Source organism: Mesorhizobium sp. B2-7-3, from assembly GCF_006440715.1.
Classification (GTDB): Bacteria; Pseudomonadota; Alphaproteobacteria; order Rhizobiales; family Rhizobiaceae; genus Mesorhizobium; species Mesorhizobium australicum.
Window position 1 is genome coordinate 89045 of sequence record NZ_VFTY01000013.1, and the last position, 21793, is coordinate 110837.

Below are 21793 nucleotides of genomic sequence, written 5' to 3' on the forward strand. Positions count from 1 at the left end.
TCGCAAATGACGGCGCCGTGGGCTCACATTCGTGACCGATCGCCGTTTGCGTGGCCAAAAGCGCTTTGATATACGGGCGGCATCCCCGGCCGACGCCACGCGGGCAAGGCCGTCCCATTCCCAGCAACGAGGCATTCTTTCCATGGCGAAGATCAAGGTGGCGAACCCGGTCGTCGAACTCGACGGCGACGAGATGACCCGCATCATCTGGCAGTTCATCAAGGACAAGCTGATCCACCCTTATCTCGACCTCAAGCTCGAATATTACGACCTGGGCATCGAGCATCGCGACGCCACCAACGACCAGGTGACCATCGATTCGGCCAACGCCATCAAGAAATACGGTGTTGGCGTGAAATGCGCGACCATCACCCCCGACGAGCAGCGCGTCGAGGAATTCAAGCTGAAGAAGATGTGGAAATCGCCGAACGGCACCATCCGCAACATTTTGGGCGGCACCATCTTTCGCGAGCCGATCATCATGAAGAACGTGCCGCGCCTGGTGCCCGGCTGGACCAAGCCAATCATCGTCGGTCGCCACGCCTTCGGCGACCAGTATCGCGCCACCGATTTCCGCTTTCCCGGCAAGGGCAAGCTGACGATCAAGTTCGTCGGCGAGGACGGCCAAGTCATCGAGCACGACGTGTTCGACGCGCCCGGCGCCGGTGTCGCCATGGCCATGTACAATCTCGACGAGTCCATCCGCGAATTCGCCCGGGCGTCGCTGAACTACGGCCTGCTGCGCAACTATCCGGTCTACCTGTCGACCAAGAACACCATCCTCAAGGCCTATGACGGCCGCTTCAAGGATATTTTCCAGGAAGTCTACGAGGCTGAATTCGAGGCCGAGTTCAAGTCGAAGAAGCTTTGGTACGAGCACCGCCTGATCGACGACATGGTGGCCTCGAGCCTGAAATGGTCGGGCGGCTATGTCTGGGCCTGCAAGAACTATGACGGCGACGTCCAGTCTGACACGGTGGCGCAAGGGTTCGGTTCGCTCGGCCTGATGACCTCGGTGCTGATGACGCCGGATGGCAAGACCGTCGAAGCGGAAGCCGCGCACGGCACCGTCACCCGCCACTATCGCCAGCATCAGAAGGGCGAGGAAACCTCGACCAATTCGATCGCGTCGATCTTCGCCTGGACGCGAGGCCTCGCGCACCGCGCCAAGCTCGACGACAACGCCGAACTGAAGCGTTTTTCCGAGACGCTGGAAAAGGTCTGCATCCAGACTGTCGAGAGCGGCTTCATGACCAAGGACCTGTCGCTCTTGATCGGCCCCGACCAGCCCTGGCTCTCGACCACCGGCTTCCTCGACAAGATCGACGAGAATTTGCAGAAGGCGATGGCGTAACCGCCTCGCGGACAAATGGGCAAGCCGGTCGTCTACGGCGCGGATTACAGCGTCTATGTACGCATCGTCCGGCTTGCGCTCGAGGAGAAAGGCATCGCCTACGATCTCGTGCCGGTCGACATCTTTGCAGAAGGTAGCGCGCCGGCATGGTACGGCAAACACCATCCCTTCGGCCGCATCCCGGCCTTCGAGCATGAGGGGTTCCGCCTGTTCGAGTCGAGTGCGATCGCGCGCTATATCGACGACGCTTTCGACGGTCCACCCTTGCAGCCAAAGGATCCGCGCGGCCGCGCGCGGATGAACCAGATCATCGGCATGTTCGACGCCTATGGCTATCGGGCCATGGTCTGGGATGTCGCGGTCGAGCGTCTGGAGAAGGAAGTGCCCGACGAGAGCTTGATCGCGGATGGCCTGCGGCAGGCAGAGACGGTGCTGAAGGTATTGACCTCGCTGAAGCAAGATGGACCCTGGCTGCTCGGCGACCAGCTGACCCTGGCCGATCTGCACGCGGCGCCGATCATCGCCTACTTCGTCAAGGTTCCAGAAGGGCGGGGATTGCTGGCGCAGTTTGCAGGCATCTGGGATTTGTATTTGCGAATGGCTGGCCGCCCGAGCTTCGTGCGTACCGAAAAAGCGTATAACTCGAGGTGAGCTTCCTCGACGTCGCGCCGCCCCTGCCCTGCCGGGCATTTCTCCCCGTGAACGGGGAGAAAGAGGCTGGTCGCGTTGTCGGCGCTCTTCTGCAACGAGGGCGATTGGCGAAGGGCGCGACGAAAGCGCCCTTCTCCCCGTTCTACGGGGAGAAAATGGCGGCAGCCAGATGAGGGGCAGCGCTGCCCCAAGAGAAGGGATCCCGCCTGGCCCCACGCATGGTAGCTACGCTGCCTCGAGCGCCGCCCTCACTGCCGCGATCGCATCATCGGCCCTCGACGCATCCGGGCCGCCGGCCTGCGCCATGTCGGGGCGGCCGCCGCCGCCCTGCCCGCCCAATGCGGCGGAGGCCACGCGAACAAGGTCGACAGCGCTGAAACGGCCGACGAGATCATCGGTGACAGCGACCACGACGCTCGCCTTGTTGTCTTCTCCGGCGCCAACGAACACGACGACGCCAGAACCCAACGAAGTCTTGCCGGCATCGGCCAGCGGCTTCAGGTCCTTTGGCGAGACACCTGACACCGCCTTGCCGAGAAAGCCGACGCCAGCGACGATCTCGTTGGCGGCAGGAGCATCAGCAGGCGACCCACCGCCCAGCGCCAGTTTCTTGCGCGCTTCGGCCAGGTCCTTTTCGAGCTTCTTGCGCTCTTCGAGCAGCGCTTCGACGCGCGCTGGCACATCTGCGGGCGAAATCTTAAGCGTCGCCGCCGTGGTCTTCAGGCGTCGGTCCTGCTCATCGAGATGCCTGCGCGCGGCCTCGCCGGTCAATGCCTCGATGCGGCGCACGCCGGCGGCGACAGCACCATCCGAGACGATGCGCACCAGGCCGATATCGCCGGTCGCCCTGACATGCGTGCCGCCGCAGAGCTCGACCGAATAGGGCCGGTTGGCCTTGGCGCCATGCAAGCCGGTGCCCATCGACACGACGCGCACCTCATCGCCATATTTCTCGCCGAACAGCGCCATCGCGCCCTCGGCAATGGCGTCGTCGACCGACATCAGGCGCGTGGTCACCGGGCCGTTCTGCACGACGATCTCGTTGGCCATGCGCTCGACCTCTTCGAGCTCCTGCGCGGAGATCGGCTTGTTGTGCGAGATGTCGAAGCGCAGACGCTCGGGTGCGACCAGCGAACCCTTCTGCGCGACATGGGTGCCCAGCACCTCGCGCAACGCCTCGTGGATCAGGTGCGTCGCCGAGTGGTTGGCGCGCAGCCGGGAGCGCCTGGCATGATCGACCTTAAGTTCGACCGCGGCACCCGGCCTGACCGTGCCGGCGACCACCTTGCCGAGATGCACGAAGAGGCCATCGGCCTTCTTCTGCGTGTCGGAAATCTCGATCGAGAAGCCCTCGCCCGAGATTATGCCGGTGTCACCCATCTGGCCGCCGGACTCGCCGTAGAACGGCGTCTGGTTGACGACCACGGCGACCGCATCGCCCTTGCCGGCGCTGTCGACGGTCTTGCCGTCCTTGACCAGCGCCTCGATGAGGCCTTCCGCCTGCTCGGTTTCGTAGCCGAGGAATTCGGTGGCGCCGGTCTTTTCACGCACGGAGAACCAAACCGTCTCGGTGGCGGCCTCGCCGGACCCGGCCCAGTGCTTGCGCGCCTCCGCCTTCTGCTGCTCCATCGCATTGGTGAAGCCGGCAAGGTCGACCGAGATGCTGCGCTGCCGCAGCGCGTCCTGCGTCAGGTCGAGCGGGAAGCCATAGGTGTCGTAGAGCTTGAATGCCGTTTCGCCATCGAGCATGTCGCCGGCGCCGAGCTTCTCCGTCGCCTCGGACAGCAGCCCGAGGCCGCGCACCAGCGTCTTGCGGAAACGGGTCTCCTCGAGTTTCAGGGTCTCGGCGATCATCGTTTCGCCGCGTGCCAGTTCGGGATAGGCCTGGCCCATCTCGCGCACCAGCGCCGGCACCAGCTTCCACATCAGCGGCTCGTTCGCCCCCAGCAACTGCGCATGGCGCATGGCGCGGCGCATGATGCGGCGCAGCACATAGCCGCGGCCTTCGTTCGACGGCAGCACGCCGTCGGCGACCAGGAAGGAGGACGAGCGCAGATGATCGGCAATGACGCGATAGGACGCAACCGTTTCGGCGTCGGGCGCGCGCCCAAGTGCCGAGGACGCCGCATCGATCAGATGACGGAACAGGTCGGTCTCGAAGACGCTCTCCACCCCTTGCAGGATGGACGCCATGCGCTCCAGGCCCATGCCGGTGTCGATCGACGGGCGCGGCAGGTCGACGCGCTCCTCTTTCGTCACCTGCTCATACTGCATGAACACCAGGTTCCAGAATTCGAGGAAGCGATCGCCGTCTTCCTCGGGACTGCCGGGAGGTCCACCCCAGATGTGCTCGCCACGATCGATGAAGATTTCCGAGCATGGTCCGCAAGGACCGGTGTCGCCCATCGCCCAGAAATTGTCCGAGGTCGGGATGCGGATGATGCGATCGTCGGAGAAACCGGCGATCTTCTTCCAGAAGCCAGCCGCCTCGTCGTCTGTGTGATAGACAGTGACCAGCAGCTTGTCCTTCTTCAGCCCGAACTCCCTGATGATGAGGTTCCAGGCAAGCTCGATGGCGCGCTCCTTGAAATAGTCACCGAAGGAGAAATTGCCGAGCATCTCGAAAAAGGTCAGGTGGCGCGCGGTATAGCCGACATTGTCGAGATCGTTGTGCTTGCCGCCGGCGCGGACGCTTTTCTGGGCTGTGGTGGCGCGCGAATAGGGCCGCTTCTCCAAACCGGTGAAGACATTCTTGAACTGCACCATGCCGGCATTGGTGAACATCAATGTCGGATCGTTGCGCGGCACGAGCGGGCTCGAGGCCACGACCTCGTGGCCTTCCTTGCGGAAATAGTCGAGAAAGGTCGACCGGATCTCGTTGACGCCACTCATGGATACTGCCTTTTCAAGAGAGCCGCCGGCCGGACCGGCGGGAGATGGCTCTATATTTTCTAGAAGATGGAGCTGGCCTTTTAGCCGTAGCTCTTGACCCTGTCCAGAAACACGGAATTGGGCCAATTCGCGCTTTGCACCGGCACTTGCGGGGCCGCCCAAACGAAAACCGCCGGCGCGAAGGCCGGCGGTTTGGAACGCGGTACTACAGAACTCTGTTACTTAAGCATTGACTAATAGTCTGGATTTATGGCCAAATTCTGACCGTTGCCTACATCGCGCCGGCTTCGTCCTCAAAACCGTCGTCGCCATTGCCCTCGGAGCCACCATTTTCGAGAAACTTTTCGGCGATCAATCCGGCATTCTGCCTGAGCGCTAGCTCGATCTCGCGCGCGGTATCGGGATTGTCGCGCAGGAACAGTTTCGCATTCTCGCGGCCCTGGCCGAGACGCTGCGAATTATAGGAGAACCAGGCGCCCGATTTCTCGACCACGCCGGCCTTGACGCCGAGGTCGACCAGTTCGCCGGTCTTGGAGACGCCCTCGCCATACATGATGTCGAACTCGACCACCTTGAAGGGCGGCGCCAACTTGTTCTTGACCACCTTGACGCGGGTCTGGTTGCCGACGACCTCGTCACGATCCTTGACCGAGCCGATACGGCGGATGTCGAGGCGAACCGAAGCGTAGAATTTCAGCGCGTTGCCGCCGGTCGTGGTTTCGGGCGAACCGAACATGACGCCGATCTTCATGCGGATCTGGTTGATGAAGATGACCATGGTGTTGGAGCGCGAGATCGACGCGGTCAGCTTGCGCAGCGCCTGGCTCATCAGGCGGGCCTGCAGGCCCGGCAGCGAATCGCCCATCTCGCCCTCGATCTCGGCACGCGGCGTCAGCGCCGCCACCGAATCGACCACCAGCACGTCGATGGCGCCGGAACGCACCAGCGTGTCGCAAATCTCGAGCGCCTGCTCGCCGGTGTCGGGCTGCGAGATCAGCAGGTTTTCAAGATCGACGCCGAGCTTGCGGGCGTAGACCGGATCGAGCGCGTGTTCGGCATCGACGAAGGCGCAGATGCCGCCCTTCTTCTGGGCTTCAGCCACGGTGTGCAGGGCCAGGGTCGTCTTACCGGAGCTTTCCGGCCCATAGATCTCGATGATACGGCCGCGCGGCAAGCCACCGACGCCGAGCGCGATGTCGAGGCCGAGCGAGCCGGTCGGCACCGTTTCGATCTCGACGACCTGCTCGTTGGCGCCGAGCCGCATGATCGAGCCCTTGCCGAAAGCCCGCTCGATTTGCGACAGCGCCGCATCCAGAGCCTTTGATTTGTCCACTGCCTTATCCTCTACCAGCCGCAAAGAATTCTGAGCCATGATACATCACCCCTTGGTCGTCAATGAAGGCCGGACAATCCGTGATCCCTGCCATTTTGTACCTTTTTTGTTCTCATTTGGCAAGGGGTGACAACCAACTGAAAAACAAGCGATATCGCGATTTGTTCTTTTTTTGTCTCGCAAACCCTGGCACGAACGGGCTCCGCATTGGGCCAGACGGCTCGATCGTATCGCCCGACCGAATCGCCGACCAGCATGCGAAGCTCTGTCGCGCACTCTAGCGCTTGTGCGGCCGCAACAACAAAGGTCATATCGCCACCATGGTGGAATCCCCGAAGATCCTGGCCGTGGGCGGCGCCCATATCGACCGGCGTGGCCAGGTGTACGGTCCCTATGTGCCGGCAGCCTCCAATCCCGGCACGATGCGCGAGGATGTCGGCGGGGGCGTCTTCAATGCGTTGCGCAGCATGGTGCGGCGCGGCGTGTCGGCCTCCCTGGTGTCGATGCGGGGCGGCGATGCGTCGGCCGATACGGTTTCACGGGCCATCGCCGAGGCAGGCATCGCCGATCTTTCGGCGGTGTTCCTCGACCGTACCACGCCGAGCTACACGGCATTGATCGATCGCGAGGGCGAATTGATCGTCGGCTTTGCCGACATGGCACTGTACGACCTGGCTTTTCCCAAGCAGATCAGGCGTTCCAAGATACGCCAGGAGGTGGCCGCCGCCGATGCCATCCTGTGCGACGCCAATCTGCCGTCGGCCGCCCTGGAGCGGCTGCTGTCGCTCGCCGCCGGTAAACCGGTTTTCGCCATCGCGATTTCGCCGGCGAAGGTAATGCGGCTGATACCGGTTCTCGGCGGGCTGGCCCAGCTCTTCATGAACCGGCGAGAGGCCGTCGTGCTGGCCGGTGTCAATGCAGCGGCCGCCGAGCGGGAAATGGTCGACGGGTTGCGGTGCAGCGGCCTTGCCAGCGGCGTGGTCACGGCCGGCAGCGGCCCTGTGCTGGGTTTCGATGAGACAGGCGCCTTTTCCATCCTGCCGCCTGCCCCCAGAAAAGTCGCCGATGTCACCGGCGCCGGCGACGCGCTGGCAGGTGCAACGGTCGCAGCACTGCTGCGGGGCCAGCCGCTGCGCCACGCCGTGCGCGAGGGCGTCGCCGCGGCAACGCTGGCCATCGAAAGCGCCGACGCGGTGCCCGAATTCACCGCGGCGAGCTTCGCGGAAGCGCTGGCCCTTGTGCCGGATGCCAGGGAAGTGGCATGAGACCCGGCAAGTTCATAACGCGCGGTGAAGCTACGCTTTCCTGATGGATGCGCCGCACTCCGGATTGGAGATCAGAGATGACGCCAGAGACCGCCCGCCCCTTCATCGATGTCCACGCACCGGTGGCGCAGGCCCTGGCCGCCGGGCGCCCGGTGGTGGCGCTCGAAAGCACCATCATCACCCATGGCATGCCCTATCCCGACAATGGCGCCATGGCGGCCAACGTCGAAAAGATCATCGCTGACGGCGGCGCCGTGCCGGCAACCATCGCGGTGGTCAACGGCCGCATCAAGATCGGGCTTTCGGACGGCGAACGCGAATCGCTGGCGATGACCGGTGACGCCATGAAGCTGTCGCGCGCCGATCTCGGCTTCGCCGTCGCGCAGGGCCGCACCGGTGGCACCACGGTCGCCGCCACCATGATCGCGGCTGACATGGTCGGGATAAAGGTGTTCGCCACCGGCGGCATTGGCGGCGTGCACAAGGGGGCGGAAAAGAGCTTCGACATCTCGGCCGACCTCGATGAATTGGCGCGTACACCGGTGATCGTCGTCTCGGCCGGCGCCAAGGCGATCCTCGATATCGAAAAGACGCTGGAAGTGCTGGAGACGCGCGGCGTGCCCGTGGTCGGCCATGGCTGCGAGACGATGCCGGCCTTCTGGTCGCGGCAGTCACCGTTCCGGGCGCCATTGACCTTGCACGGACCGGAAGACATCGCGCATCTCTACCGGACACGCCTGGCTCTGGGCTTGGGCGGCGGCATGCTGATTGCCAATCCCGTGCCGGAATCCCACGAAATCCCCGCTGAAGAAATGGCGGGCTACATCGAAGCCGCGCAAAAGGCGGCCGAAGCCCTCAACGTCACCGGCAAGGCCGTGACGCCGTTCCTGCTGGGAAAAATCCTCGAACTCACCGGCGGCCGCAGCCTGAAGACCAACATCGCGCTGGTCGAGAACAATGCAAGGCTGGCGGCTGAGATCGCCAAGGCGCTGTAGGGACTGCCAAGAGAGTCCCCCTCACCCGGATTACCAAGACCGAATTGCAAAGAGCAATTCGGGGCAATCCGACCTCTCCCCGAGGGGAGAGGAACTTGCGGCCTCAGCGCAAACCTCTTCTCCCCGCCGGGGAGAAGGCGGCCGCGAAGCGGCCGGATGAGGGGTGGCCTCGCGCTGGCGGGAGCCTACTTCCCCGCCCGCCGCCCAGCTTCGTAGGCGCGTCGCGCCCACACCGTCATTTCGTCGGGATCGTCGAAAGCGCTGTCGGGAATGCTCCAATAGGGCATGGCGACAAGCTTGCCGTGGCGAGAGCCGGTGTAGGTCCATTGCCGGCAGCCCGCGGCTTCGAACTCCGATGCGCTCTGCGCGTCGGCTTTCAGCAGCAATTCGCCGCGCAGCACGATGGCGACGATGACGCCATCGAAATAGATGCCTTTGCCGCCGAATAGTTTTCGGATGCTGACCGGACCGAGGCCCTCGAACAGTTCCGCGATGCGCTCATTGTCCATGCCGCGATCATGTCACTGGCATTTGGCCTTGTCATCGCCGCAACCAAAATCATGCTGACAGGTTGTGGCTATCCTGTCGGAGTTTTAGCCATGCCTGTGCTGCTCAAGGGGTCCTGTCGCTGCAACGCCGTGCGTTTCGAGGTGGAAAGCCACACGCCCGTGCCGTTCATGCTGTGCTACTGCTCGATCTGCCGTAAGCAGCAGGGCGGCGGCGGTTTCGCCATCAATCTCGGCGCCGCCTACGAGACGCTGAACATCAGGGGCAAGAGCAATCTCGGCGTCTATCGCGCCGAGATCGAGGATGACGAGCATCCCCACTGCGAGATCTCGACCGGGGAGCGCAATTTTTGCCGCAAATGCGGGTCGGCGCTCTGGCTCTACGACCCAACCTGGCCGGAGCTGGTGCATCCCTTCGCCTCGGCGATCGACAGCGACCTGCCGAAACCACCCGAAAAAGTGCATCTGATGCTGAAATACAAGGCGAACTGGGTCGAGCCTGAGATCGGCAAAGGCGACAAGACGTTCGACGTCTATCCCGAGGAATCGATCGCGGACTGGCACAAGCGGACGGGTATGTGGGTGGAGTAGCTTCCTTCGCCCCGTTTACGGGGCGAAGGAAGATCAGGCCGTGGCGCGCGCCTCGGCCAGCGCCTTGAGATCGGCCGGCTTCAACTCGACCGACTCGCCGCAGCCGCAGGCCGAACTCTGGTTCGGGTTGTGGAAGGTGAAACCGGTGCGCAGCGTCGTCTGCTCGAAATCCATCTCGGTGCCGAACAGGAACAGGGCGGCTTCCGGCGCGACATAGACATGGGCGCCATCGCGCTCGATATGGTCGTCCTTGGTGTTGGGCTCGGTCACCAGATCGACCGTGTATTCCATGCCGGCGCAGCCGCCCTTCTTAATGCCAAGGCGGATGCCATGCGCGTTTTCGCGCGTGGCGACGATCTCGCGCACCCGGTCAGCGGCCTTTTCGGTCATCGTGATGACGGCAAAGCGTCCCATGTTTTTCCTTCTCCATTCCATGCAGGTTCAAGGCCTGCCGAATGATTCCTCACCTAAAATGGTGAAGTTTTACCACCGGCGCAAGTGTGCCAGGTGCGGCGCTAGTACCAGCCCACCGCCACCTGCGCCTCTTCAGACATGCGGTCGGGCGTCCAGGGTGGGTCGAAGGTCATGTTGACTTCGACGCCGGAGACGCCCTCGACGGCACCGACGGCATTTTCCACCCAGCCGGGCATTTCGCCGGCCACCGGGCAGCCAGGCGCGGTCAGCGTCATGTCGATCTTGACCGAGCGGTCGTCCTCGACGTCGATCTTGTAGACGAGGCCAAGCTCGTAAATATCGGCCGGGATTTCCGGGTCGTAGACCGTCTTCAGCGCCAAGACGATATCGTCGGTCAGCCGCGCCAGTTCATCGGCGGGAATGGCCGACGCGGAAACGACGCTGTTGCCGGCGGCTTCCGGCGTAGTTTCGGTGGTGGTGCTCACATCATCCATGGTCGTCACCCGAAAAAATCGTCATCCGAAGAATTTGCGCGCTTTTTCAAGCGCCTCGGCCAGAGCGTCGACTTCTGCCCTGGTATTATACATGCCGAACGATGCCCTGCATGTGGAGGTTACGCCGAAACGTTTCAACAGCGGCTGGGCGCAATGGGTGCCGGCACGGACCGCCACGCCTTGCCTGTCTATCACCATCGACACGTCATGGGCATGAATGCCTTGCAGCTCGAAGGAGATGATGGCGCCCTTGCCGGGCGCATCGCCGAAGATGCGCAGCGAGTTGACGGCGCGCAGGCGCTCGTGGGCGTAGGTCTTCAAGTCTTCCTCATGCGCGGCGATGCGCTCACGACCGACAGAGTCCATGTAGTCGAGCGCGGCGCCCAGTCCGATCGCCTGGACGATCGGCGGCGTGCCGGCCTCGAAGCGATGCGGCGGCTCGTTGTAGGTGACGATGTCTTCCGTCACCTCCTCGATCATCTCGCCGCCGCCCATGAAGGGCCGCATGCCGGCGAGACTATCCTTCTTGCCGTAGAGCACGCCGATGCCCGAGGGGCCGTAGACCTTGTGGCCGGTGAAGACGAAGAAATCGCAGTCGAGATCCTGCACGTCGATCGGCATGTGCACCGCGCTCTGGCTGCCGTCGACGAGCACGGGAATTCCACGCGAATGCGCGATGCGCACGATCTCATTGATCGGTGTCACCGTGCCCAGCGCGTTCGACATTTGCGTGATGGCCACGAGTTTAGTGCGATCGGTCAGCCGCTTTTCGAATTCCTCGATGTGGAAGACGCCGAGATCGTCGACCGGCACCCAGACCAGCTTGGCGCCCTGCCGCTCGCGGATGAAGTGCCAGGGCACGATGTTGGAGTGGTGCTCCATGATCGACAGCACGATCTCGTCGCCCTCGCCGATATTGGGCATGCCATAGCCATAGGCGACGGTGTTGATCGCCGAGGTGGTGTTGGAGGTGAAGACGATGTTGTCGGTGCTTGGCGCATTGAGAAAGCGGCGCACCGTTTCCCGCGCCTTTTCGTAAGCGTCGGTTGCCGCATTGGAAAGGAAATGCAGGCCGCGATGGACGTTGGCGTATTCCTGGCTGTAGGCGTGCTGGATCGTGTCCAGCACCACCCGCGGCTTCTGCGCCGAGGCGCCATTGTCGAGATAGACCAGCGGCTTGCCGTAGACTTCGCGCGACAGGATCGGGAAGTCGCGGCGGATCGCCTCGACGTCGTAGAAATCTCCAATCTTGCCCGGTGCGTTCATCAGCTTCACCCGTGCGTCACAAACCACTCGTCGAGCTTCGCTTCCAGCGCCTCGACAATCGTCTCGTCGTCCAGTTCCTCGATCACCTCGGCGACGAAGGCTTTGACCAGCAGACCGCGTGCGCTCTTTTCGTCGACGCCGCGCGCCATCAGGTAGAACAGATGGTCGTGGTCGATCTCGGTCACCGTCGCGCCGTGGCCGCAGACGACGTCATCGGCGAAGATTTCGAGCTCCGGCTTGGTCGAGAACTCGCCATCGTCGGACAGCAACAGCGTGTTGCAGGCCATCTTGGCGTTGGTCTTCTGCGCATATTGATGGACGTTGATGCGGCCCTGGAAGACGCCACGCGCCTTGCCCGTCACCACGTTGCGGACGATCTCCGTCGAGGTCGTGTGCGGCACGGCGTGGTCGAGCACCATGGTCACGTCGGTGTGGGTGTCGCCGGCGAGCAGGTTGATGCCGCGCAATTGGAAGTCGGCGCCCTCACCTGTCGTCTTGACCATGATCTCCTGGCGCACAAGCTTGCCGCCGGCGTTCATGACGAACAGCGTCAGTTTCGCGTTCTTGCCGATATGGGCTTTTAACTGTGCCAGATGCGTCGCCGTCTCCGGCTGCTCCTGCACGATCAGCCACGTTACCTCAGCACCTTCGCCGAGCACGAGTTGGCTGACCGAACTGGTCAGCGCCGCGCCCTCGCCCGCCTGACGCTCGACGATGACGGCCTTGGCGCCGGTGCCGACGCGAACGGCCAAGCGCACATGGGTCTGGCCGCCGGCCTGCAAATTCTGCAGCTCGATCGGCTTTTCCAGTTCGGCGCCATCGGCGATGTCGACAAAGTAGCCGTCGGCAACGAAAGCCGTGTTCAGCGCACCGATGGCATCGTCATTGCCATAGGGATCGAGCCCCGGCGCGATGCTGCCGTCGGTCAGTTTTTCCGACAGGCGCTGGACGCTGACGCCCTCGACAACCGGCGCCTTGGCACTCGATACGCCGTTCAACAGGCTCAGAACCGTCGAACCGTCGACGATTGGCGCGATGGCTTTCGCCGCGGCGGCCGGGTCGAACTCCGGCACCGCGTTCAAAAGGCGGCGCAGGTCGGTATAATGCCAGGATTCGATACGTCGCGTCGGCAAGCCGTGCTTGATCGCTTCGATGGCATCGTCGCGCTTCAGCATCACCGCCCCGTCGCCCGGCAACAGCGACAGCCGGTCGCCGAACGCGTCGATCAACGCTGTCTCGGCCGGTGTGCGCTGCGGTTGTGTGTGCATATTCATCAGCTTTGCCCCGTCTTTTGGCACAAAATGACCTGGCATCTCACGCGGCTTCGCCGATCACGCCGGCATAGCCATTGGCTTCGAGGTCGAGCGCCAGGGACTTGTCGCCCGACTTGATGACCTGGCCCTTGTAGAGCACGTGCACGCTGTCGGGCACGATGTGCTCGAGCAGGCGCTGATAGTGGGTGATGACCAGGAAGGCCCGGTCCGGCGCCCGCAGCGCGTTGACGCCGTCGGAGACGATCTTCAGCGCATCGATGTCGAGGCCGGAATCGGTCTCGTCGAGCACGCAGAGTTTCGGCTCCAGAAGCTTCATCTGCAGGATCTCGGCACGCTTCTTCTCGCCGCCGGAGAAGCCGACATTGAGCGGCCGCTTCAGCATCGCCATGTCCATGCTGAGCGAGGCGGCGGCTTCCTTCACGCGCTTGAGGAATTCCGGGATTTTCAGCGGCTCCTCGCCACGCGCCTTGCGCTGCTCGTTCATGGCCACCTTGAGAAATTCCATGGTCGCGACGCCCGGTATCTCCATCGGATACTGGAAAGCGAGGAAAATTCCTGACGTAGCGCGCTCGGCCGGATCCATTTCGAGGATCGACTGGCCGTTGTAGAGGATGTCGCCTTCGGTCACCTCATAGTCCTCGCGGCCGGCAAGGATGTAGGACAGGGTCGACTTGCCAGAGCCATTCGGGCCCATGATCGCGGCGACCTCACCGGCTTTCACCGTCAGGTTCAGGCCGCGGATGATCTCGGTGCCGTCATCGACGATGCGGGCGTGCAGGTTCTTGATCTCAAGCATTCTTTGTTTCCTGAATATTTATCTGGGCTGGTCAGCCCACCGAGCCTTCCAGCGAGATGCCGATCAGCTTCTGCGCCTCGACGGCGAACTCCATCGGCAGTTGCTGGATGACGTCCTTGACGAAGCCGTTGACAATCAGCGCGATGGCTTCCTCCTCGGGAATGCCGCGCTGCATGACATAGAATTTCTGGTCCTCGGAAATCTTCGACGTGGTCGCCTCATGCTCGAACTGCGCCGTGGAGTTCTTGGCTTCCATATAAGGCACGGTGTGCGCGCCGCACTGGTCGCCGATCAGCAGGCTGTCGCAGTTGGTGAAGTTGCGGGCATTGGTCGCCTTGCGGTGCGCCGAGACCTGGCCGCGATAGGTGTTCTGCGAGAAGCCGGCGGCGATGCCCTTGGAGATGATGCGGCTCGACGTGTTCTTGCCGAGATGGATCATCTTGGTGCCGCTGTCGACCTGCTGATAGCCGTTCGACACGGCGATCGAATAGAATTCGCCCGAGGAATCGTCGCCGCGCAGGATACAGCTCGGATACTTCCAGGTGATTGCCGAGCCGGTCTCGACCTGGGTCCACGAAATCTTCGAACGGTCGCCACGGCAGTCGCCGCGCTTGGTGACGAAGTTGTAGATGCCGCCCTTGCCCTCGGCGTCGCCGGGGTACCAGTTCTGCACGGTCGAATATTTGATCTCGGCATCGTCGAGCGCGACCAGTTCGACCACCGCGGCGTGAAGCTGGTTCTCGTCGCGTTGCGGCGCCGTGCAGCCCTCGAGATAGGAGACGTAGGCCCCCTCCTCGGCGATGATCAGCGTGCGCTCGAACTGTCCGGTGTTCTTCTCGTTCATGCGGAAATAGGTCGACAGCTCCATCGGGCAGCGCACCCCCTTCGGCACGAAGACGAAGGACCCGTCCGTGAATACGGCCGAATTTAGTGTGGCGTAGTAATTGTCGGAGGTCGGCACGACCGAGCCGAGATATTTCTTCACCAGTTCGGGATGCTCGCGGATAGCTTCCGAGATCGAGCAGAAGATGACTCCGGCCTGCGCCAGTTCCTTTTTGAAGGTGGTGACGACGGACACGGAATCGAACACGGCGTCGACGGCGACGCGGCCCGACTTGTAGACGTTGTCGCTGGCTTCCTCGAACTCCGAGGCGTCGGTCTTCTGGACGCCTGCGAGGATCTCCTGCTCCTTCAACGGAATGCCGAGTTTCTCGTAGACTTTCAAGATCTCAGGATCGACGTCGCTGAGCGAAGTCGGTCCGGGCGTGCTCTTGGGCGCCGCGTAATAGTAGATGTCCTGGAAGTCGATCTTGGGGTAGTTGACGCGCGCCCAGGTCGGCTCTTCCAGCGTCAGCCAGCGCCGATAGGCTTCGAGGCGCCATTCCAGCATCCAGGACGGTTCGTCCTTCTTGGCCGAGATGAAACGGATAATGTCTTCGCTCAGGCCCTTGGGAGCCTTGTCGACGGCGATCTCGGTCTGGAATCCGTATTTGTATTGGTCGACGTCGATCTTTCGGACCCGATCGATCGTGTCCTGCACAGCAGGCATAAGCGTTCTCCATCCACGCCGGGGTCAAGGCCCGACAGTTTTCAAACTATGGCACCGCCAAATAGACACCCGAGCAGCATCCGCGGCAGCGTAAGTTCAATATAGTGCGCCTCGACCGGAAATTCACCCGGCCAGCATGAAACGCACGGCTCTACCAGGCCGAAAGGCCCAAATCCGTTTTTCTCAAGCATCGGATTTTCCGGTCCGATGCTCCAACCGCTAGGCGGCCTTCTCTCTACCCGCCCGACGCGCGGCAATGCTTGCCAGCGCGGTGCGGAACAGTTCGATGTCCTCGGCGGCGGTCGCGGCACCGACCGAGACGCGCAGGGCGCCAAGGCTGTCGCCGTGCCCCATGGCTTTCAGCACATGGCTCGGCCCGACCTTGCCCGACGAGCAGGCGGATCCGGCGGAAAGCGCCACGCCTGCCAGATCGAAGGCGATCTGGGCGGTTTCGGCTTTCACGCCGGGAATAGCGAAGAATGTCGTGTTGGCAAGCCTTGGCGCGCCCGTTCCGAAGATTTCCACGTCCGGCACCAGCGTCTTCAGGATGGCTTCGGCCTCATCGCGACGCTGCCGCACGGCACCGACGGCCTTCAGTCCGGCCAGGGCTTCTCGTGCAGCGGCGCCAAACCCGGCAATGCCAGGCAGGTTCTCGGTGCCGCCACGGTGGCCTTTTTCCTGGCCGCCGCCATTGATCAGCGGCGTCGGCATCATCAGGTCGGCCGCGGCGACGATGGCACCGGCGCCCTTGGGGCCGCCGATCTTGTGTGAGGACAGAATTGCATAGTCGGCGTATCCAGCCGCCATGTCGATCGAGACGCGGCCAGCGGCCTGCACGGCATCGACGACAAGAATGCCGCCCTCCGCCTTGACAATTTTGGCAATGCGATCGATCGGCTGGATGACGCCGGTTTCGTTGTTGGCGGCATGGATCGCCACCAGCGGCAGACCGTCGGCCTTGTCGTGGCCGGCGAGCGCCGCGGTCAAGGCGTCGAGGTTGACGATGCCATCGGCGTCGACACCGATCCGCGTTACCTGGCTTGCCGGGAAACGTCCGCCATTCAGCAGGCACGGATGGTCGGCCTCGCACACGTAGAGCCGGCTCATGCGAATGGCGCCGCGCCCCATCCGCCAGTCCGGCGTCAGAAGCGCCGAGGCGGCCTCGGTCGCACCCGAAGTGAAGACGACATGTTCGGCCTTGCCGTTGACCAGTGCCGCCACGTCGCGCCTGGCATTGTCGACGAGCCTGCGCGCGGCGCGCCCCTCGGCATGGACCGAAGAAGGGTTGGCCGCATCAAACGCCGCGACCATGGCCTCGCGCGCCGCTGAAAGCAGCGGCGCACTGGCATTATAGTCGAGATAGGCGCGTCTCGCGGCCATTTTTGTCCAGTTCTTCCCGTCAGAAGCCATTCCGCCGACGTATGGCGTTATTTCCTTGAAATTCCAACGCAAGCCGTCCTATTTACGCGGCTTGCGGCGAGGGCGACCGGGCGATTGCGTTTCGGCCACCCAGTTTTGAACAATTCTAAACTAGCTTCTATGAAGACGCTCGCCCTGCGTCAAGGTCTGTGGAAGCGGGGCCAGAGGAACAGTTTTCCGGGCACCGCGCACTTGTATGTCACGTGGAGTATTTCATGCCTGAGGTCATTTTCACCGGTCCGGCCGGCCGCCTGGAGGGACGCTACCAGCCCTCGCGGGAAAAGAGCGCGCCAATTGCCATCGTGTTGCATCCGCACCCGCAGTTCGGCGGCACGATGAACAACAAGATCGTCTACGACCTCTTTTACATGTTCCAGAAGCGTGATTTCACCACGCTGCGCTTCAATTTTCGCGGCATCGGCCGCAGCCAGGGCGAGTTCGACCATGGCACCGGCGAGTTGTCGGACGCGGCGGCGGCACTCGACTGGGTGCAGTCGCTGCATCCGGATTCCAAGAGCTGCTGGGTCGCCGGCTATTCCTTCGGTTCGTGGATCGGCATGCAGCTGCTGATGCGCCGGCCCGAGATCGAGGGCTTCATCTCGATCGCGCCGCAGCCCAACACGTATGATTTTTCCTTCCTGGCGCCCTGCCCGTCTTCGGGCCTGATCATTCATGGCGACGCCGACAAGGTGGCGCCGCCGAAGGATGTGCAAGGCCTGGTCGACAAGCTGCATACGCAGAAGGGCATCACCATCACGCAGAAGACCCTGCCCGGCGCCAACCACTTTTTCGCCAACGACGCCGATCTCTTGATCGAGGAATGCTCCGATTATCTCGATCGACGGCTGGCGGGAGAATTGTCCGATCCGAGGCCAAAGCGGCTGCGTTAAGACATCAGGCCAGGCGTGTTCGCGGGGCTATGGGCGGGCGGGCAATGTCCGCTCCTCGACACATCGCTTGCTACGATGCGGTCCGGCAGCGACTTATTTTTCCGGGGCAACAAGCCGGAACGATGATTTGCGGACCGGCAATCCTGAAGCTGCCGGCCGGAAGATGAAACCGAGCCTGGCAAAGACCAGTCCGCACGCCAGCGCGAAGGCACAGCCGAGGCCGAAGCCGGCGACGGTGTCGCTTGGATAGTGCGCGCCGACGAATATCCGGGTCGAGGCGATGCAGCCCGTCACCACAAGGGCGATATACCAACGCCGCGGAAACAAAAGCAGCAGGATACCGAAGACGGCGCCCATCGTCGTGGCGTGGCCGGACGGAAAGCCGGCAAAGCGCGCATCGAAGGCAAACGGGTGCAGTGCAAGGACGCCAAAATCCTGGAAGTAGAGCGGGCGCGCCCTGCCAATGGCATATTTCAGGACATTGACGGTCAGGCCCGACAAGCCAACGGCGCTCAGCACCAGAAAAGCGAGACAAGTCCAACTGTAGACCAGCATCAGCGCGCGCCGCGAAAGGCTTCGCCAATCCGTCAGATTGGCCGCGACAAGCAGAAGCGCGGACGGGATGAGATACCAGCCGCCCAGTCCGAACTGCGTGAAGAATTCGGCAAGCCTAGCGGCACCCGCCGACCATTGGCCATGGGCTACCCCCGCCGGCCTATCGAGACGAACAAAGGCGGCTGCCGTCAGAAAGACCCAGACCAGTCCCCACGCCCACCATGAGATGTTTGGATAGCGAGCGGGCCGAACGGCGAGGCGCCGCCTTGCGATCCGCAGGGTGTCACGAAAATTGCCGAGGGACCGGCGTCCTATCCCGAGGGGAAAGCTGGTAACTGGTGGGCGTGATTTCACGAGCATTGGAAACTGGACTCTGTCATCGACCCAGCCGTCATTGGGCCACACGATAAAGGCCGAGCGACAGTTTGTCTCCCGACGAATAGTTGAAGCCATCGATTTCAGCGACGCGGTTCACCGATCTGCCTCGCACCGACAGCATGCCATTCAACTTCTGCTCATCCCCGATCGGGGCCAGCCCCAAGGCACAGGCAGGATCGGCGAGCAGGTGCTCCGCCACGCCTCCGACATCGGTGAGCACCGTTTTCGTGCCGACCAGAAACACCAGGCTCGGCTCCTGATACCGCGCCGAGGCCAGCACCGCTGTGTCGCATGCCTGGTTGGCAAGCACGGCTTGCCTGATCGCCGGGCTCAGCCACATCGGCTTCAGCGACGGCGCGATGACCCCGAACAGCAAGGCATAGGTGATGCCCGCGCAGGCGGCGGTGGCTCCAATGCGAGGCAGCGGCACCTGCAACTGCCTGGAGAATGCGAGATAACCGGCGCCCAGCGCTGACGCTGCCGCAGGAATGCTCCACCAGGAGAAACTGTGCGTAAGGTAGATCGGTGCCCCGATACAAACCGCGGCCAGCCCGAGGCTGACCACCACCAGACCGAACGCGGTCGACCACCACAACCACTGCTGCCAGCGCTTGAGCGGCGCATTGGCATCCTGCGGCGACAACGTCAGCAGCCAGCCGATCAGCAGCGCCATGCCGGGATAGGCCGGCAGGACGTAATGCGGCAGTTTGGTCGGGATGAGTTCGAACACCAGCCAGAACGGAATGTACCATGCCAGGCAAAAGCGCAGCCTGAAATCGTCGCGCACACGATTGAGGGCCTGCAGGCCGGCGCCGACCGCGATCAGGCCGAACGGCCACATGAACAGGGAATAGGTCAGCATGTAGAAGCCGGGCGGCAGGCCGTGCGATTCCTCTCCCGAGGCGACCTTGTTCAGCATATCCTTGCCGACGGCTTCCTGAAAAAAGGCGCCGCCGCTCTTCCAGCCGATAAAAGCGACCCAGGGCAGCACGATGAGCAAAACGAGCGCGACGCCGCGCACCAGCTTCAGCTTCAAAAGCCAGCGCCAGTCGCGTTCGAAAGCAAACAGCGCGGCCGCCGTCAGCAGTGACAGAAGCGGGGCCACGGGCCCCTTGATGAGGATCCCGACGCCTTGCGCGAACCAGAATATCCACGGCAGATGGCCGGCCACCGGCTCGTTGCGGCGCGACGCCAGGTAGACTTGCGCCAGCGCGCCCTGCGCGGCCACGCAACAGGCCAAAAGCATGGCGTCGGTTTTGGCGTCGCGTCCCTCGAACGCGGTTGCGAAGATCGCCGCCATCATCAGGCCGGCGGCAAGGCCGGCATTGGCGCCGAACAATTTTGTGCCCGTCCAGCCGATGCCCAGGACAGCGAGCGCGATTCCGAGCATCGAGACAAGGCGGTACACCCAGATCGGTGCGGCCGCGCCCTCGCCGCTCAATGCGACGGCAGCCGATTGCAGCCAGTAGATGCCGATCGGCTTCTTGTAGCGCGAGACATCCTGGAAGCGGATGTCGATATAGTCGCCGGTTTCGACCATCTGCTTGGTCGCCTGGACAAAGCGGGACTCGTCGCGGTCGATCGGCGGAAGGCTCGCCAAGCCGCTGAAACTCATGACCAAGCTGAACAGAAAGAGGAAGAGGTAGTTTCTGTTCATCGCGGGAGCTTTCCGGATCTGATCTGCGGGACGACCCCGTCGCGGCGTGCGGGCGCTGCCCTTGCGCGGCGCCTCATTACGCCAGCGGCATGGATGAGGCAAGGATTCGCAAATGCCATCCGGGCCGGCCGCAAAACCGGATTCCACTTTTGCTGATCGCCCTTGGGTGCTAAACGCGCGCGTTCACATTGCTCGCGCTGGACGGGCACACGCTTTCGGGAAAAAACCATGCCTGCCTTCAAATCCGATTTCCTGCGCACGATGAGCGAGCGCGGTTTCATCCACCAGACCTCGGATGATGCCGGTCTCGATCAACTCTTCGCCAAGGAGACGGTGACGGCCTATATCGGCTTCGACGCCACCGCCAGGAGCCTGCATGCCGGCTCGCTGATCCAGATCATGATGCTGCACTGGCTGCAGCAGACCGGCCATCGGCCGATCGCGCTGATGGGCGGCGGCACCTCGATGATCGGCGACCCCTCCTTCAAGGACGAGGCGCGCAAGCTGCTCACGCCGCAAGACATCGACGGCAATCTTGCCGGCATCCGCCGCAACTTCATGCCCTACCTCAAATTCGGCAGTGGTCCGAACGACGCGGTCATGGTCAACAATGCCGACTGGCTGATGGAGATCAACTACGTCAATTTCCTGCGTGATGTCGGCCGGCACTTTTCCGTCAACCGCATGCTTGCGTTCGATTCCGTCAAGTTGCGGCTCGATCGCGAGCAATCGCTTTCGTTCCTCGAATTCAACTACATGATCCTGCAGGCCTATGATTTCGTCGAACTCTACAAGCGCCTCGGCTGCCGCCTGCAGATGGGCGGCTCCGACCAATGGGGCAACATCATCAACGGCATCGATCTCGGCCGCCGTATGGAAGATGCGCAACTCTATGCGCTGACCACGCCGCTGCTGACCACCTCGTCCGGCGCCAAGATGGGCAAGTCGGCGTCGGGTGCGGTCTGGCTCGATCCGCAGATGCTGAGCCCTTACGAGTTCTGGCAGTACTGGCGCAACACCGAGGATGCCGACGTTGCCCGGTTCCTGAAACTCTACACCACATTGCCGCTGGACGAGGTCGCACGGCTCGAGCGGCTGGGCGGCTCCGAGATCAACGAGGCAAAGAAGATCCTCGCGACCGAGATTACCGCCCATCTGCATGGCCGCGCGGCCGCCGAACAGGCCAGCGAGACGGCGCGAAAGACTTTCGAGGAAGGCGCTCTCGCCGACACTTTGCCGGCCGTCGAGGCGGACAAGGCCGCGCTCGAAGCCGGTGTCGGCATCCTGTCGCTATTGGTCAGCGCCGGGCTGGCATCATCCAATGGCGAGGCACGGCGGCACATCCAGGGCGGCGCCGTGCGCCTGAACGACCAGGCGGTCAGCGACGACCGCCGGCTGGTGACGCTTCAGGATTTGAGTCCGGAAAACGTCATAAAGCTTTCATTGGGCAGGAAAAAACACATCCTGGTCAGGCCGGCCTAAGGCCCTTGGAGCCGTTTCCCGGAAACGGCTCC

At 62.9% G+C, this 21793-nt stretch carries 19 protein-coding genes; 7 read left to right on the plus strand and 12 right to left on the minus strand.

The annotated features are described in order from the left end of the window. Positions 1-142: 142 nt before the first annotated feature. Complete coding sequence (locus FJW04_RS25630) at positions 143-1354, plus strand: NADP-dependent isocitrate dehydrogenase (protein WP_140617002.1); 1212 nt, start codon at positions 143-145, stop codon at positions 1352-1354. A 15-nt stretch (positions 1355-1369) separates the two neighbouring features. Beyond that, on the plus strand, positions 1370-2005 hold the full coding sequence (locus tag FJW04_RS25635) for a glutathione S-transferase family protein (RefSeq protein WP_140717460.1): 636 nt from the start codon (positions 1370-1372) through the stop codon (positions 2003-2005). Between the two features lie 225 nt (positions 2006-2230). Here FJW04_RS25635 and alaS read toward each other — a convergent pair whose 3' ends face one another. Together alaS and recA are read right to left on the minus strand one after the other, a co-directional pair. Next, positions 2231-4897, minus strand: coding sequence for an alanine--tRNA ligase (gene alaS / locus FJW04_RS25640; protein WP_140717462.1), 2667 nt, complete (start codon positions 4895-4897; stop codon positions 2231-2233). Positions 4898-5168: 271 nt separating this feature from the next. Further along, a complete protein-coding gene (recA, locus tag FJW04_RS25645; protein ID WP_013895892.1) occupies positions 5169-6269 on the minus strand; it encodes a recombinase RecA in 1101 nt (366 codons plus the stop codon). 281 nt (positions 6270-6550) lie between these two features. Here recA and FJW04_RS25650 point away from each other — a divergent pair, with 281 nt between their 5' ends. Then, entirely contained in the window at positions 6551-7495 is a 945-nt protein-coding gene (locus FJW04_RS25650; RefSeq protein ID WP_140717464.1) for a carbohydrate kinase family protein, read from the plus strand. A 77-nt stretch (positions 7496-7572) separates the two neighbouring features. Then, positions 7573-8490 carry a pseudouridine-5'-phosphate glycosidase gene (locus FJW04_RS25655; RefSeq protein ID WP_140717466.1) on the plus strand — a complete coding sequence of 306 codons (918 nt, stop codon included), beginning with the start codon at positions 7573-7575 and terminating at the stop codon, positions 8488-8490. 185 nt (positions 8491-8675) lie between these two features. Here the strand turns inward: FJW04_RS25655 and FJW04_RS25660 are convergent, their stop codons facing one another. Further along, positions 8676-8999, minus strand: coding sequence for a TfoX/Sxy family protein (locus tag FJW04_RS25660; protein ID WP_015318162.1), 324 nt, complete (start codon positions 8997-8999; stop codon positions 8676-8678). A gap of 90 nt (positions 9000-9089) precedes the next feature. Here FJW04_RS25660 and FJW04_RS25665 point away from each other — a divergent pair, with 90 nt between their 5' ends. Then, positions 9090-9587, plus strand: coding sequence for a GFA family protein (locus FJW04_RS25665; RefSeq protein WP_015318163.1), 498 nt, complete (start codon positions 9090-9092; stop codon positions 9585-9587). Positions 9588-9620: 33 nt separating this feature from the next. Here the strand turns inward: FJW04_RS25665 and sufA are convergent, their stop codons facing one another. The 7 genes from sufA to FJW04_RS25700 all read right to left on the minus strand — a co-directional run bounded on the left by sufA (position 9621) and on the right by FJW04_RS25700 (position 16760). Further along, on the minus strand, positions 9621-10001 hold the full coding sequence (gene sufA / locus FJW04_RS25670) for a Fe-S cluster assembly scaffold SufA (RefSeq protein WP_015318164.1): 381 nt from the start codon (positions 9999-10001) through the stop codon (positions 9621-9623). Positions 10002-10102: 101 nt separating this feature from the next. Then, positions 10103-10495: an SUF system Fe-S cluster assembly protein gene (locus FJW04_RS25675; RefSeq protein WP_140717468.1), complete on the minus strand. Its 393-nt coding sequence runs from the start codon at positions 10493-10495 to the stop codon at positions 10103-10105. Positions 10496-10516: 21 nt separating this feature from the next. Further along, a complete protein-coding gene (locus FJW04_RS25680; protein ID WP_140717470.1) occupies positions 10517-11761 on the minus strand; it encodes a cysteine desulfurase in 1245 nt (414 codons plus the stop codon). Positions 11762-11766: 5 nt separating this feature from the next. Next, positions 11767-13035 (minus strand): Fe-S cluster assembly protein SufD, encoded by a 1269-nt coding sequence (sufD, locus tag FJW04_RS25685; RefSeq protein WP_140717472.1) that lies wholly within the window; start codon positions 13033-13035, stop codon positions 11767-11769. 40 nt (positions 13036-13075) lie between these two features. Beyond that, on the minus strand, positions 13076-13831 hold the full coding sequence (gene sufC, locus FJW04_RS25690; protein ID WP_015318168.1) for a Fe-S cluster assembly ATPase SufC: 756 nt from the start codon (positions 13829-13831) through the stop codon (positions 13076-13078). A gap of 31 nt (positions 13832-13862) precedes the next feature. After that, positions 13863-15380, minus strand: coding sequence for a Fe-S cluster assembly protein SufB (gene sufB, locus FJW04_RS25695; protein WP_015318169.1), 1518 nt, complete (start codon positions 15378-15380; stop codon positions 13863-13865). A gap of 219 nt (positions 15381-15599) precedes the next feature. Next, a complete protein-coding gene (locus FJW04_RS25700) occupies positions 15600-16760 on the minus strand; it encodes a cysteine desulfurase family protein (RefSeq protein WP_140717474.1) in 1161 nt (386 codons plus the stop codon). Between the two features lie 254 nt (positions 16761-17014). Here FJW04_RS25700 and FJW04_RS25705 point away from each other — a divergent pair, with 254 nt between their 5' ends. After that, a complete protein-coding gene (locus tag FJW04_RS25705) occupies positions 17015-17689 on the plus strand; it encodes an alpha/beta hydrolase (RefSeq protein ID WP_015318172.1) in 675 nt (224 codons plus the stop codon). 93 nt (positions 17690-17782) lie between these two features. Here FJW04_RS25705 and FJW04_RS25710 read toward each other — a convergent pair whose 3' ends face one another. Both FJW04_RS25710 and FJW04_RS25715 read right to left on the minus strand, forming a co-directional pair. Next, positions 17783-18604 (minus strand): phosphatase PAP2 family protein, encoded by an 822-nt coding sequence (locus FJW04_RS25710; protein WP_140717476.1) that lies wholly within the window; start codon positions 18602-18604, stop codon positions 17783-17785. 31 nt (positions 18605-18635) lie between these two features. Beyond that, complete coding sequence (locus FJW04_RS25715) at positions 18636-20279, minus strand: glycosyltransferase family 39 protein (protein WP_140717478.1); 1644 nt, start codon at positions 20277-20279, stop codon at positions 18636-18638. 228 nt (positions 20280-20507) lie between these two features. Between FJW04_RS25715 and tyrS the strand changes: the two genes are divergently transcribed. Then, a complete protein-coding gene (gene tyrS, locus FJW04_RS25720; RefSeq protein WP_015318175.1) occupies positions 20508-21761 on the plus strand; it encodes a tyrosine--tRNA ligase in 1254 nt (417 codons plus the stop codon). The last annotated feature ends 32 nt before the right edge of the window (positions 21762-21793 follow it).